This window comes from Pseudomonas putida (assembly GCF_003228315.1).
GTDB classification, from domain to species: Bacteria; Pseudomonadota; Gammaproteobacteria; order Pseudomonadales; family Pseudomonadaceae; genus Aquipseudomonas; species Aquipseudomonas putida_S.
In genome coordinates this window covers 2,086,015-2,098,655 of record NZ_CP029693.1, presented here as the reverse complement: position 1 = coordinate 2,098,655, position 12,641 = coordinate 2,086,015, and the positions used below count along the sequence as shown (strand labels likewise).

Annotated in this window: 12 protein-coding genes; 4 read left to right on the top strand and 8 right to left on the bottom strand. The window is 57.5% G+C overall.

Annotated elements, in window-relative coordinates; translation table 11 throughout:
* The first annotated feature begins 43 nt into the window (after positions 1-43).
* Positions 44-532 (top strand): hypothetical protein, encoded by a 489-nt coding sequence (locus DKY63_RS32155; RefSeq protein ID WP_157755716.1) that lies wholly within the window; start codon positions 44-46, stop codon positions 530-532.
* A gap of 471 nt (positions 533-1,003) precedes the next feature.
* Here DKY63_RS32155 and DKY63_RS09530 read toward each other — a convergent pair whose 3' ends face one another.
* The 7 genes from DKY63_RS09530 to DKY63_RS09500 are packed head-to-tail and all read right to left on the bottom strand — an operon-like array spanning position 1,004 to position 8,143.
* Entirely contained in the window at positions 1,004-3,181 is a 2,178-nt protein-coding gene (locus tag DKY63_RS09530; RefSeq protein ID WP_096511956.1) for a malate synthase G, read from the bottom strand.
* Between the two features lie 11 nt (positions 3,182-3,192).
* Positions 3,193-3,594, bottom strand: coding sequence for a heme-binding protein (locus DKY63_RS09525; RefSeq protein ID WP_110963864.1), 402 nt, complete (start codon positions 3,592-3,594; stop codon positions 3,193-3,195).
* Positions 3,591-4,823, bottom strand: a complete 1,233-nt coding sequence (gene glcF / locus DKY63_RS09520) for a glycolate oxidase subunit GlcF (protein ID WP_110963863.1) — start codon at positions 4,821-4,823, stop codon at positions 3,591-3,593. Before glcF ends, DKY63_RS09525 begins: the two co-directional genes overlap by 4 nt.
* Positions 4,824-4,825: 2 nt before the next feature.
* Complete coding sequence (gene glcE / locus DKY63_RS09515) at positions 4,826-5,884, bottom strand: glycolate oxidase subunit GlcE (RefSeq protein WP_110963862.1); 1,059 nt, start codon at positions 5,882-5,884, stop codon at positions 4,826-4,828.
* Positions 5,884-7,383 carry a glycolate oxidase subunit GlcD gene (glcD, locus tag DKY63_RS09510; protein WP_096511952.1) on the bottom strand — a complete coding sequence of 500 codons (1,500 nt, stop codon included), beginning with the start codon at positions 7,381-7,383 and terminating at the stop codon, positions 5,884-5,886. The genes glcE and glcD overlap by 1 nt, the downstream gene beginning before the upstream one ends.
* Complete coding sequence (locus tag DKY63_RS09505) at positions 7,380-7,832, bottom strand: MaoC/PaaZ C-terminal domain-containing protein (protein WP_096511951.1); 453 nt, start codon at positions 7,830-7,832, stop codon at positions 7,380-7,382. The genes glcD and DKY63_RS09505 overlap by 4 nt, the downstream gene beginning before the upstream one ends.
* 11 nt (positions 7,833-7,843) lie before the next feature.
* Positions 7,844-8,143 (bottom strand): hypothetical protein, encoded by a 300-nt coding sequence (locus DKY63_RS09500; RefSeq protein ID WP_096511950.1) that lies wholly within the window; start codon positions 8,141-8,143, stop codon positions 7,844-7,846.
* 183 nt (positions 8,144-8,326) lie between these two features.
* Here DKY63_RS09500 and DKY63_RS09495 point away from each other — a divergent pair, with 183 nt between their 5' ends.
* From DKY63_RS09495 to DKY63_RS09485, 3 genes are read left to right on the top strand one after another with little or no spacing between them, the layout of a single operon-like run.
* Complete coding sequence (locus DKY63_RS09495; protein ID WP_096511949.1) at positions 8,327-9,076, top strand: electron transfer flavoprotein subunit beta/FixA family protein; 750 nt, start codon at positions 8,327-8,329, stop codon at positions 9,074-9,076.
* Entirely contained in the window at positions 9,077-10,006 is a 930-nt protein-coding gene (locus DKY63_RS09490; protein ID WP_096511948.1) for an electron transfer flavoprotein subunit alpha/FixB family protein, read from the top strand. It abuts the gene before it with no gap.
* Between the two features lie 56 nt (positions 10,007-10,062).
* Entirely contained in the window at positions 10,063-11,091 is a 1,029-nt protein-coding gene (locus tag DKY63_RS09485; protein WP_096511947.1) for an aldo/keto reductase, read from the top strand.
* Between the two features lie 41 nt (positions 11,092-11,132).
* Here DKY63_RS09485 and DKY63_RS09480 read toward each other — a convergent pair whose 3' ends face one another.
* A complete protein-coding gene (locus DKY63_RS09480; protein WP_096511946.1) occupies positions 11,133-12,458 on the bottom strand; it encodes an amidohydrolase family protein in 1,326 nt (441 codons plus the stop codon).
* Positions 12,459-12,641: the final 183 nt, after the last annotated feature.

Below are 12,641 nucleotides of genomic sequence, written 5' to 3'. Positions count from 1 at the left end.
ACTCGCCTTCGGAGCGGGAAGTTTACTAAGGACCAAGTGAAAAATGATTTACACGGATTTGGATCGCACCGCGAAATATGATCAATTGGGTGTATGCCCCCGCCCACAAGAATGGCAGGCTCGGCACGGTCAATTCAGGATGTTTGAATCAATTCATCTGGGCCCTGAAGATTGGAACAGCCACCCACAGGTTGAAACGCTTATTCGAGAGCTTGAGCATGTGTTCTGTGCAGGTGCCTGGGTTGCGACAATCGTGATTGCGCAAGCTGTCGTGGAGGTAAGCTTGGCAGCTTTCAATAAGGGAGGACTAAAGTCACTGGATTTCCTCAACAAATATCAACTTAAAGCCAAGGCTGAATGGTTGCGAGATCAAAGGAATCCAATACTACACAGGCATTCAGGTCAGGGCGCTGCAGTACCACTTGATAAGCAATTACTTTTCCGAGAAACACTTCGTAGAGATGCAAAGAAAGCAGTTGCGTATGCTTTAGAAATATCGTTTTTACCTTCGCGTCATACAGATGCGCAGTAAGTTGACGAAAATAACGTGGGTATTCCCACAGCCGTTCTTAATCTATAACTCGTGGTTCAACGATTGACCTTTAGGCGATGACCTCTAGGCTGTGCAGCGCTGCCGGCACCCGAGATCCTTGAAAAATCGGGGGCGCATTCCTAGCTAACCAGGCTCACTGCGAGATGTGCGACTGCGCCTTGCGCCAGTAGGTACTCAAACATCAGGTAGGGATTAACTTTCAGGGAACGTTTTTGAATGATCTCTGACCGTCACGAAGGACCGATATTGGCTAAATCGTTCAGCGGTTCTCTCCCATGCTTCCTTACTAAACACGTTTAACCTAAGTCGTAGTGAAATATCAAAACGACGCTGGTAATGTCTTGGTTACGTTCGTCAAACCATTAAGGGATGGAGGCGAAAATAGAAGCCCTGGAGCCGCGAACCTCCAGGGCTTTGTTTTTCAACAAGGTAAGGGAATTCGGTCAACATTTATTTCTGTTGTTTAAATACGGCACGGAAGCGATGCAGAAGCGGCTCTGTATAACCACTCGGTTGGTGCAACCCTTCGAACACGAGCGCACAAGCCGCCTGGAATGCTACCGAGCCTTCGAAGTCGGAAGCTATCGGTCGATACAGCGGATCGCCAGCATTTTGCTGATCCACCACATGCGCCATGCGCTGCAGGATCTTCAGCGTCTGCTGTTGGTCAATCACACCATGACGCAGCCAGTTGGCGATGTGCTGGCTGGAGATACGGAGTGTGGCGCGGTCTTCCATCAGACCAACATCATGGATATCTGGCACTTTGGAGCAACCCACGCCTTGCTCGACCCAGCGCACCACATAACCAAGCAGACCCTGTGCGTTGTTTTCCACTTCTTCGCGGATTTGCTCCGCCGTCCATTTAGCGTCAACAGCAACTGGCACGGTCAGCAGGTCATTGAGCAGGTCGTCACTAACAGCTGCCAGGTCAATCCCCTCGAGCTCTTGTTGAATCGCCGCTACGTCGACGTTGTGGTAGTGCAAGGCGTGCAAAGTCGCAGCAGTTGGGGACGGCACCCAGGCAGTGTTCGCGCCTGCTTTCGGGTGCGCGATTTTCTGCTCGACCATGGCCGCCATCAAGTCGGGCATGGCCCACATGCCTTTACCGATCTGTGCCCGGCCGCGCAATCCGCAGTTCAAGCCGACTAGGACATTGTTGTACTCATAGGCCTGTATCCAGGCGCTGCTTTTCATGTCGCCTTTGCGCAGCATCGCGCCAGCTTCCATGGCGGTGTGCATCTCGTCGCCAGTGCGATCGAGAAACCCCGTATTGATAAAGGCGACACGTGACGCCGCCGCAGCAATGCAAGCCTTGAGATTGACGCTGGTGCGGCGCTCCTCGTCCATGATGCCCATCTTCAGCGTGTGCCGTTCCAGCTGCAACACGTCTTCGATACAGCTGAACAAGCGCTCGGCGAAGGCAACTTCGGCTGGCCCGTGCATTTTCGGTTTGACGATGTAGACGCTGCCGGTGCGCGAGTTGCCTTGGCGCTTTAGATCGTGCAGGGCGATCAGGCTGGTGACCATGCCGTCCAGAATGCCTTCGGGAATCTCCCGGTTATTCCCATAGAGTACGGCCGGGTTGGTCATCAAGTGTCCGACGTTGCGAATGAGCAGCAGGGCGCGGCCGTGCAGTTTGAAGGCAGTACCGTCGACGCCAGTGTATACACGGTCCGCGTTGAGTCGGCGGGTGACGGTTTTGCCGTTCTTCTCCAGCGTCTCTGAAAGATCGCCCTTCATCAGGCCCAGCCAGTTGCGATATACCCGTACCTTGTCGTCGGCATCGACGGCCGCGACGGAGTCTTCGCAGTCGATGATGGTCGACAAAGCCGATTCGATCAGCAGGTCTTTCACCGAAGCGGCGTCGCTACGCCCGATCGGGCTCGTCGGATCGATCTGGATCTCGATGTGCAAGCCATTGTTGCGCAGAACGACGGCCGTCGGTGCGGTGGCCGTACCTTGGTAACCCACCAATTTTTCGGGCTGACGTAGCGTGGTGTGCTGATCGCCTTTGAGCATGACAGCCAACGCACCACCTAAGATGCGGTACGAAGTGGCGTCGGCGTGTGAACCTGATTGCAATGGCAAGGCTTCATCCAGGAAGGCTTTAGCAAAGGCCACCACTTTGGCGCCACGCACCGGGTTGTATCCCATGCCGGATTCGGCACCGTTGTCGCTGCTGATCACGTCACTGCCGTACAGGGCGTCATACAAGGAGCCCCAACGCGCATTGGCTGCGTTCAAGGCGTACCGTGCGTTGATGGCGGGCACGACCAGCTGCGGCCCTGCCTGTTGGCTGATTTCGCGATCAACTTTGGTGGTGCTGGCCTGTACTTGCGCAGGTTGTGGTTGCAGGTAGCCGATTGAGGACAGGAACGCGCGATACGCCGGCATATCGGTGATGGGGCCTGGATTGGCTTTATGCCAGATGTCCAATTCCAGCTGCAAACGCTCACGTTCAGCTAATAAGGCGCGGTTGACCGGTGCCAGTTCCAGGACCAGGTCGGAGAATCCGCTCCAAAAGGTGTCCGCGTCGACGCCGGTACCGGGTAGGACTTCTTCGTCGATAAATGCCAGCAGGGCAGGCGCGACCTGCAGTCCGTGAATTTTTTCGTAATCAGTCATGGGGTCTTCTCTCAATTCAAGGCTCGGACGCCGGCTGCGGCAATCTGTGCATCCTGGTCGGCCTTGACGCCGGAAACGCCGACTGCGCCCACTACATGACCCTCGACAACAATGGGTACGCCACCTTCGAGGGAGGTCACCAGCGGCGCCGAGAGGAATGCGCTACGCCCACCGTTGACCATCTCTTCATAGCCTTTCGACTCGCGTCGACCGAGGGCCGAAGTCCGGGCCTTTTCCGTGGCGATGTAGGCACCGATAGGCGCGCAACCGTCCAGGCGCTCAAGGGCCAACGGATGACCGCCATCATCCACTACGGCAATGCAGACATTCCATTGGTTGAGCTGGGCTTCGCTGCGCGCGGCAGCGAGGATCAGGCCGACTTCGTTCTGGCTCAATACGGCTTTGCTGTTCATGGGTTTTCCTGTGAGTGAATGGCATCTTCCACCACTTCGATCCAGTGCCGAACCGGGGTGCGGCCGGCACTGTCGAGGTGGGTTTGGCAGCCGATGTTGGCGGTGGCAATAACGGCGGGTGAGCCGCTCTCCAGCGCCTTCATCTTGTTGTCGCGCAGCTGACGCGACAGCGTGGGTTGAGTGATTGAGTAGGTACCCGCAGAGCCGCAACAAAGATGGCTGTCGGGCACGGCGGTGAGATGAAATCCCAGGCGAGTCAGAACGCTTTCGACCGCGCCGCCGAGCTTGAGGGCATGTTGCAGTGTGCACGGACAATGGAAGGCCAGGCGTTGCTCGCTGCGAGCGCCAAGTTGTTCCAAAGGCTCCGCTTGCAGGACCTCGACCAGATCCTTGCTCATGGCACTGATCCGGGTCGCCTTCTGGGCATACGCCGGATCATGCTTGAGCAGATGGCCATATTCCTTGACAAAAGCACCGCAGCCGCTGGCGGTTTGCACGATCGCCTCGGCACCACTTTCGATAGCCGGCCACCAGGCGTCGATATTGCGCCGGGCTCGCTCCAGCCCCGCTTGCTGCGCGTCGAGGTGGTAGTCAACCGCGCCACAGCATCCAGCCTGGCTGATTGGCGTGATACTGATGCCCAAGCGATCCAGAACCCGCGCGGTGGCAGCATTGGTGTTCGGGGACAAGCTTGGCTGCACGCAGCCTTCGAGCATTAACATCGTTCGTGCGAGCGTTCGCGTCGGCCGGGGTTTTGCCTGGGTGATGTGTCGCGGCAATTTCAGCCGTACGGTTTGAGGCAATACAGGGCGCAAGCTTTTGCCGATTTTCAGCAAGGGCTTGAACAGGAGCGGGTTGGGCAACAAGGACCGTAAGCCATGGCGCAACAGGCGCTGACCCGTGCTGCGCGGCACCGCCTGATCAACCACGGCACGACCGATGTCCAGCAGATTGTGATAATTGACACCGGAAGGGCAGGTGGTTTCGCAGTTTCTGCATGACAGGCAACGGTCCAGATGTTGCTGGGTCTTGGCCGTGACTTCGTTGCCTTCCAGCACTTGCTTGATCAGGTAGATGCGCCCGCGCGGGCCATCCAGTTCATCACCCAACAGTTGGTAAGTCGGGCAGGTGGCATTGCAGAAACCGCAATGTACGCAACTGCGCAAGATGCTTTCGGCTTCTTCGGCGCGCTCCAGACGCTGGGCTTTTTCGCTCAAGGTGGTTTGCATGATCAGATCTCTGCGTACATTCGGCCTGGATTGAAAATCCCTTGTGGGTCCAGTTGTGACTTGAGCGATTGCTGGTAGCGCAGCAGCGGTGCCGCCAGTGGCTGGAATGGCTGCTCGGCATTTGCATGGCAGGTGGCATGTCCTCCAGCTTGACTGGCAATGGCGCGGATGGTCTCGGCTTCGGCGCTGGATTTCAGCCAGCGCTGGGCACCGCCCCAATCGATCAGTTGCTCGCCTGGCAGGCTCAATGGGCCGGTGTGGATCGGCAGTGACAGGCGCCAGAGCGGGCGGTCATCGGCAAAAAATGCCAGGCGCTGGGCATTCAGTTCGCTCCAGTAACCGGCGTCGAGCAGTTCGCCGCCCAAACGATCATGCGCTGCCGTTACCGAGCCTTCGCCGCCCTCCAGACGCAGATTCAAACGTTGTCCGTCATGGCTGGCCGCGCTGATGGGGATGGGTTGTTGCCCCCACTGCGCCAGTTTCAGCAGGGCCTGCTCGGTGTTCATTTCCAGGGTGATGCTGAGGCTATGTCGCGGCTTTGGCAGGACCTTGAGGGACACTTCGGTCAGCAGTCCGAGGCAGCCAAAACTGCCAGCCATCAAGCGCGACAAATCGTAGCCCGCCACGTTCTTCATCACTTCGCCACCGAAGCGCAGATGCTTGCCATGACCGGTAATGACGCGGGTTCCCAGCACGTAGTCGCGAACCGAGCCGGCCCACGGTCTGCGTGGCCCCGACAGGCCGGCCGCAACCATGCCACCAAGGGTGGCACCGTCATCGCTGTGCGGTGGTTCGCACGGCAGCATTTGCCCGGCGGCGTCCAGCGTTGCGTTCAATTCGGCCAACGGCGTGCCGGCGCGTGCCGTGATCACCAATTCCGTAGGGTCGTAGGTCACAATGCCGCGATGCGCGCGGGTATCGAGCAGTTGACCGCGCACCTCGCGACCCAGATGAGCCTTGCTGTTCCCTCCCTGAATGCGCAACGGGACATGGTTGCGCAGGGCATGTTCAACCTGTTGCAAAAGCTCTGCGCCAGCGTCGTTGGAGTGTTGAGCAGGCATTAGAAACGCTCCAGTTCAGGGAAGGGTAACTGCCCCATGTGCACATGCATGGCGCCGAACTCGGCGCATCGATGCAAGGTGGGAATGTTCTTTCCGGGGTTGAGCAGGCCGCTGGGGTCGAAGGCCGCCTTGACCGCGTGGAACAGAGTCAATTCGTCACCGCTGAACTGTGCGCACATCTGGTTGATTTTCTCCCGGCCCACACCGTGTTCGCCGGTGATGCTGCCACCGACCTTCACGCACAGTTCGAGGATCTTGCCGCCCAGGGCTTCGGCGCGATCCAGTTCTCCGGGCGTGTTGGCATCGAACAGAATCAGCGGATGCATGTTGCCGTCGCCGGCGTGGAAGACGTTGGCGACGCGCAAATTGTATTCGGCGGACAACTCGGCGATTGCCCGCAGAACACCGGGCAGTTCGCGGCGCGGGATGGTGCCATCCATGCAGTAATAATCCGGCGAGAGGCGCCCGACAGCGGGAAAGGCATTCTTGCGTCCGGCCCAAAAGCGCACGCGTTCGGCTTCGTCTTTGGCCTGGCGCACTTCGGTGGCACCGGCTTGCTCCAGCACTCGTCGGACGCGCTCGCAGTCGTCGTCGACATCGGCCTCGACGCCGTCAAGTTCGCACAGCAGGATGGCTTCGGCGTCGACTGGATAACCGGCGTGGATGAAGTCCTCGGCGGCGCGAATGGCCAAGTTATCCATCATCTCAAGGCCACCGGGGATGATGCCGGCAGCAATGATATCGCCGACTGCACGACCGGCTTTTTCCACGGAGTCAAATGCTGCCAGCAACACCTTGGCTGATTGTGGTTTGGGTAGCAGCTTGACGGTCACCTCCGTGATCACCCCGAGCATGCCTTCGGAGCCCGTGAACAGTGCCAGCAGATCAAAACCTGGCGAGTCGAGGGCATTGCAGCCCAGGGTCAGGCGTTCGCCGTCCACCGTGAGCATTTCCACTTTCAGCAGGTTGTGCACGGTCAGGCCATATTTCAGGCAGTGCACACCGCCAGCGTTTTCCGCGACGTTGCCGCCGATGGAACAGGCGATTTGCGAGGAGGGGTCTGGGGCGTAATACAAACCATGGGGTGCGGCGGCCTGAGAGATCGCCAGGTTGCGCACTCCCGGCTGGACGCGGGCAAACCGCCCAGCGGGATCGATTTCAAGAATTTTGTTGAAGCGTGCCATTACCAGCAGCACGCCTTTTTCCAGTGGCAGTGCACCGCCCGACAGGCCTGTGCCGGCTCCGCGAGGAACCACCGGAACACGCTGCTGATGGCAGATCTTCAGCAGTTTTTCGACCTGCTCGATTTCGCGAGGCAACACCACCAGCATGGGTGTGGTGCGGTAGGCGGATAAACCGTCGCACTCATAGGGTTTGAGCTCTTCCTGGCAGTGCAGGATTTCCAGGTCGGGCATTTGCTCACGCAATGCCTGCAAAAGCGCGTGTTTATCGGTGGCGGGGAGAACCCCATCAACGCGTTCGTCGTAAAGGATATTCATATTGGGGCAGACAACCCTTTCTTATTGTTGTGACCGGCCAACGACGAAACAACCCCGCAGGCTTCGGCGTCCATTACTGTCACTCCCGCTTCGTTGGTCATCGTGATTTTGGCGATTGCACGGCCTTGATTGCTCAAAGTCTTGATGACCCAGTGGCAGGTGATCATGTCCCCGGTATAGGCCGGCTGCGTGAAGTGGAAGGTGATGCGGTCACCTACCCAGCCAATTTTCCTGCCGATTTCGGTGACCAGGCTGGCCGTCAACAACTCATGGGAAACACGTGCTTTAAAAACAGCGGCCTCGGCACAACACACATCGAAAAATGCAGGTTGATAGTCCCGAGAAAATCTCGTGAAAAGCTGGATGTCTTCAAGGTTAAAGCGGCGGGAAGCTGTGAAGCTGTCCCCAGCCTGAAGCTCCTCCGAGGCACGCTGTCTGAAGCGAGGCATTGGAAAATCCCTTACATGAGTTCGGCATCGTCCGGCGATTGCTCCAGCATCTCGCTGGCCCGTTGCTTTCCAATGATTGGGCAGTAGATTTCGCCAGAGATAATTGCCTGGAGATAACTCTTTTTCAGCTTCATGGCTTTCGTTTCACTCGAAACCTTATTGGCAAACAGGTCGACCAGCACAGCCTCTTCAAATGCTGGTGGGTTCTGAAGCAGCTCAATCAGGCCATTTGTTTGCTCTGCATTCAGGAATCTCGGTGCCATGCCTGCTTTTTCACAGGCCATCAAATATTGTTGATAGGCGTAAAGCATGGGGTGTACCTCCAGGATTCAGTCGAAGGGTGACGTTCATACTATAGCTGGCTTTTTATCAAAAAAATAACAAAATGTCAGTTATTGGCGCCTTAGATGTTGACATTTTTTCAGGCGGGAACAAGAGTGGAGTGCAGGTCATTTCGGCCTTTTTTTCCTGTTATCGCCAAATAGAGAATGCACATGAAAATCCTGGTCCCTCTCAAACGAGTGGTCGATTACAACGTCAAGGTTCGCGTCAAAGCGGACAATTCCGGCGTCGACCTCGCCAACGTCAAGATGTCGATGAACCCATTCTGCGAAATCGCAGTGGAAGAAGCCGTACGCCTTAAAGAGAAGGGCGTCGCGACTGAAGTCGTCGTCGTTTCCGTAGGCCCGTCCGCCGCTCAGGAGCAGCTGCGCACCGCGCTGGCTCTGGGTGCCGACCGCGCAATCCTCGTTGAATCCGCCGAAGAGCTGACGTCCCTGGCCGTGGCCAAACTGTTGAAAGCCGTTGTCGACAAGGAACAGCCCCGGCTGGTGATCCTTGGCAAGCAGGCCATCGACAGCGACAACAACCAGACTGGCCAGATGCTCGCGGCACTGAGCGGCTACGGTCAGGGCACGTTCGCTTCGAAAGTCGAAATCAGCGGCGACAGCGTTACCGTGACCCGCGAAATCGACGGCGGCGCGCAGACCGTTTCCCTGAAACTGCCGGCCATCGTCACCACCGACCTGCGTTTGAACGAGCCGCGTTATGCGTCTCTGCCAAACATCATGAAAGCCAAGAAGAAGCCTCTCGAGACGCTGACTCCGGACGCTTTGGGCGTTTCCACCGCCTCCACCAACAAGATCGTGAAAGTCGAAGCGCCGGCTTCCCGTAGTGCCGGCATCATGGTCAAGTCGGTGGCTGAGCTGGTCGAGAAACTGAAAAACGAAGCGAAGGTGATCTAAATGACAATTCTGGTTATTGCCGAGCACGACAACAAAGTGCTGGCTCCGGCCACGCTGAATACCGTTGCCGCCGCTGCCAAAATCGGCGGCGACATCCACGTTCTGGTTGCAGGTCAGGGCGCTGGCGCCGTGGCTGAAGCCGCTGCACAAGTGGCTGGCGTGGCGAAAGTGTTGGTGGCCGATAACGCCGCTTACGCTCACCAGCTGCCGGAAAACGTTGCCCCTCTGGTATCCGAGTTGGGCAAGGGCTACAGCCACATCCTGGCTGCCGCTACTTCCAACGGCAAAAACATCCTGCCGCGCGTTGCCGCTGCATTGGACGTTGACCAGATCTCCGAGATCATCTCGGTAGAAAGCGCTGACACCTTCAAGCGTCCGATCTACGCCGGTAACGCCATCGCTACCGTTCAGTCGAACGCTGCGGTCAAGGTGATCACCGTGCGTGCCACCGGTTTCGACCCGGTTGCCGCGACCGGTGGTTCGGCCGCTGTTGAAGCCGTTGCTGCTGCACGCGACGCTGGCATCTCCAGCTTCGTTGGCGAAGAATTGGCCAAGTCCGATCGTCCTGAACTGACCGCTGCCAAGATCGTCGTTTCTGGCGGCCGTGGCATGCAGAACGGTGACAACTTCAAACACCTGTACGCCCTGGCCGACAAGCTGGGCGCTGGCGTGGGTGCTTCGCGCGCTGCGGTCGATGCAGGCTTCGTACCCAACGACATGCAGGTCGGTCAGACCGGCAAGATCGTTGCGCCTCAGCTGTACATCGCCGTCGGTATCTCCGGCGCGATCCAGCACCTGGCCGGCATGAAAGACTCCAAAGTGATCGTTGCGATCAACAAGGACGAAGAAGCGCCGATCTTCCAGGTGGCCGATTACGGCCTGGTGGCAGATCTGTTCGAAGCTGTGCCGGAATTTGAACAGCTGGTCTGATCCACTTGCAGCGAGGCGGGCGTCAGCTCGCCTTGCTGACCGTTGAAGGAGGCATCATGCGTTACAAGCTTTTGGGAAGATCCGGTCTGCGGGTGTCGGAGCTGTGCCTGGGTACCATGACATTCGGCAACCAAGGATGGGGCACGGAGGAGGTCGAAGCGGCGAGGCTTTATTCGCACTATCGCGATCAAGGCGGCAACTTCCTTGATACCGCCAATGAAATCTATGCAGGCGGTGCCAGCGAAGAGATGCTGGGGCGATTGTTGCAGGGCCATCGCGATCAAATGGTGGTAACCACCAAATATTCCCTGGCACTTCCGGGTGGCCAGGACATCAACGCCGGCGGCAATCATCGTAAAAGCCTGCACCGCTCGGTCGAAGCAAGCTTGCGACGACTGGGTACCGACTATATCGATTTGCTCTGGGTTCACGCTTGGGACGCATTGACGCCGATCGAGGAAATGCTGCGAGCTCTGGATGACCTGGTCAGACAGGGCAAGGTGCTTTACCTCGGTATTTCCAACACCCCCGCCTGGGTTGTGGCTAAATGCAATACATTGGCGCGTGCCAACGGCTGGACACCCTTTATCGCCATGCAGGCCGAGTACAACTTGCTCGAGCGTTCGATCGAACATGAAGTGTTGCCGATGTGCCGCAGCGAAGGGTTGAGTCTGGCTGCCTGGTCTCCATTGGCGAGCGGGATCCTAAGCGGCAAGTACAGCACCGAAGTAGCGGGGGGCGAGAGAAAGCGTCTGGATGTCGCGGCAATGAAATCACTGGATGAGCGCGGGCTGGTCATGGCCGAGGCCGTAGGCAAAATCGCCAGGAAAATTGACAGGACTCCTGCGCAAGTTGCCTTGAACTGGTTGCGTGCACAACCGGATGTCATTCCGCTGTTGGGCGTGAGGACGCATGCTCAGTTAGTGGACAATATGGGGTGTCTTGAGTTTGATCTGGACTCGGCGTGTCTGGCCGAACTGGGTGCGTCAGGCAAGCCGGCTGCCCATTACCCTTACGATTATTTAAACAAGTATCAAAACCTGATCAACGCAGGTTTTCATTCGCAGATCGATGTCGATCATTGAGTTGGATGCCCCTCACGGCTTAGCCGTGAGGGTTTTTTGCTTCACGCTTCGATTTTGCCGTCTTCCTTGGATACCTGGGTGAACATCTTGATGATGTCGCCCGAGGTCACACAGCGACGGGTTTCGCCTTCAGCCAGCGGCGCCGGGCCACCGAACGATTGCGGACGGGTGTCAATGTGGGTTGCCTGAGCGCGCAGCGCGCCCGCGGTGCAATTATTGCGACCTCCCATCAGGCTGAACGCATCGAAGTTGTAGAGACGCATGGCGTTGCCATGGGTGATCTTGTCGATGGTGCTGGCCGGCAGGTGGGAGACTGTTTCGATCAGGCGATCGGGGCACTCTGGCCAGACGGTATCGGAGTGCGGGTAATCGCACTCGTAGGCCACGTTGTCTTCGCCGATGTCTTCGAGGTTCTTCAGGCCGAACTTGTCATCGATAAAGCATGTGAGGAAATGCTCGCGGAACACTTCGCTTGGCTTCTTGCCACCGAAATCGGCATAGGTCCAGGCGCGGTGGTGGTCGTGCACGAAGTCTGCGCGCTCCAGGAAGTATGGAATCCAGCCAATGCCGCCTTCGGACAAGGCGATCTTCAGGTCCGGATAACGCTGCAAGGCCTTGAGGTGGAGCCAGTCGGCCGCCGAATTGACGATGGAAATCGGCATGGTGATGATCCATGCGTCGATCGGAGTGTCCATTGAGGCATGCGGAGCCTGGGCGCCGGAACCGATATGAATATTGATGACGACCTTGTTTTCCGCGCAGACCTTCCACAGTGGCTCCCAGTGGGCGTCATGCAGGCTCGGCTGGCCTTTGAGGGACGGGTTGTCGGTGAAGCTGATGGCGTGGCAGCCCTTGGCAACCACACGCTTGATTTCCTCGACGGTAGCGTTGATGTCCCAGTACGGAACAATGGCATTGGGAATGTTGCGTCCCGGGAAGCTGCCGCACCATTCGTCGATATGCCAGTCGTTGTAGGCCTTGAGCAGGGTCAACGCGTTTTTCTTGTTATCGAACTGGTGGAACAGACTGCCATCGAAGGTCACGACGCTAGGGAAGTTCAACGAAGCCAGCAGGCCGTTGGCGTTCATGTCATCGATGCGCGCCTTGATATCCCATGCGCCTCTGCGCATTTGCTCGAATGAAATGGGCTCGCAGCCATATTCTTCGCGGTTGCGCCCGACCACGGCATTCAATCCGATATTGCCAGCGCGACGGCCTTCGAAGAGCCAGTAGTCCGCACCATTCTTGTCTTTGAGCACTTTGGGAGCGAAGGCTTTTTGCTCCACTGTCAGGTGCTGATCGAACATGGTGGGAGGCTCTACGATGTGGTCGTCAACGCTAATCAGGATCAAGTCATCGACTTTCATTGGCTGCTGTCTCCATTTCGTATGCTGCCGCTGGCCAGGCAGGGCCAGCATCACGGGCTGCTTCAGGTTTTTGTTTTTAGCTGGGAGAACATTAAGGCTTTTGCCGTGTCTCGGCAAGCAATAACCGACACATTGTTAGTTAATGACTTTATCGCTGACAAGCTGCACCACCGTGCATCATGG

Coding starts and splice junctions, on each gene's coding strand:
- DKY63_RS32155 (WP_157755716.1), top strand. CDS start 44: ATGATTTACACGGATTTGGATCGCACCGCGAAATATGATCAATTGGGT.
- DKY63_RS09530 (WP_096511956.1), bottom strand. CDS start 3,181: ATGACTGATTACGAAAAAATTCACGGACTGCAGGTCGCGCCTGCCCTG.
- DKY63_RS09525 (WP_110963864.1), bottom strand. CDS start 3,594: ATGAACAGCAAAGCCGTATTGAGCCAGAACGAAGTCGGCCTGATCCTC.
- glcF (WP_110963863.1), bottom strand. CDS start 4,823: ATGCAAACCACCTTGAGCGAAAAAGCCCAGCGTCTGGAGCGCGCCGAA.
- glcE (WP_110963862.1), bottom strand. CDS start 5,884: ATGCCTGCTCAACACTCCAACGACGCTGGCGCAGAGCTTTTGCAACAG.
- glcD (WP_096511952.1), bottom strand. CDS start 7,383: ATGAATATCCTTTACGACGAACGCGTTGATGGGGTTCTCCCCGCCACC.
- DKY63_RS09505 (WP_096511951.1), bottom strand. CDS start 7,832: ATGCCTCGCTTCAGACAGCGTGCCTCGGAGGAGCTTCAGGCTGGGGAC.
- DKY63_RS09500 (WP_096511950.1), bottom strand. CDS start 8,143: ATGCTTTACGCCTATCAACAATATTTGATGGCCTGTGAAAAAGCAGGC.
- DKY63_RS09495 (WP_096511949.1), top strand. CDS start 8,327: ATGAAAATCCTGGTCCCTCTCAAACGAGTGGTCGATTACAACGTCAAG.
- DKY63_RS09490 (WP_096511948.1), top strand. CDS start 9,077: ATGACAATTCTGGTTATTGCCGAGCACGACAACAAAGTGCTGGCTCCG.
- DKY63_RS09485 (WP_096511947.1), top strand. CDS start 10,063: ATGCGTTACAAGCTTTTGGGAAGATCCGGTCTGCGGGTGTCGGAGCTG.
- DKY63_RS09480 (WP_096511946.1), bottom strand. CDS start 12,458: ATGAAAGTCGATGACTTGATCCTGATTAGCGTTGACGACCACATCGTA.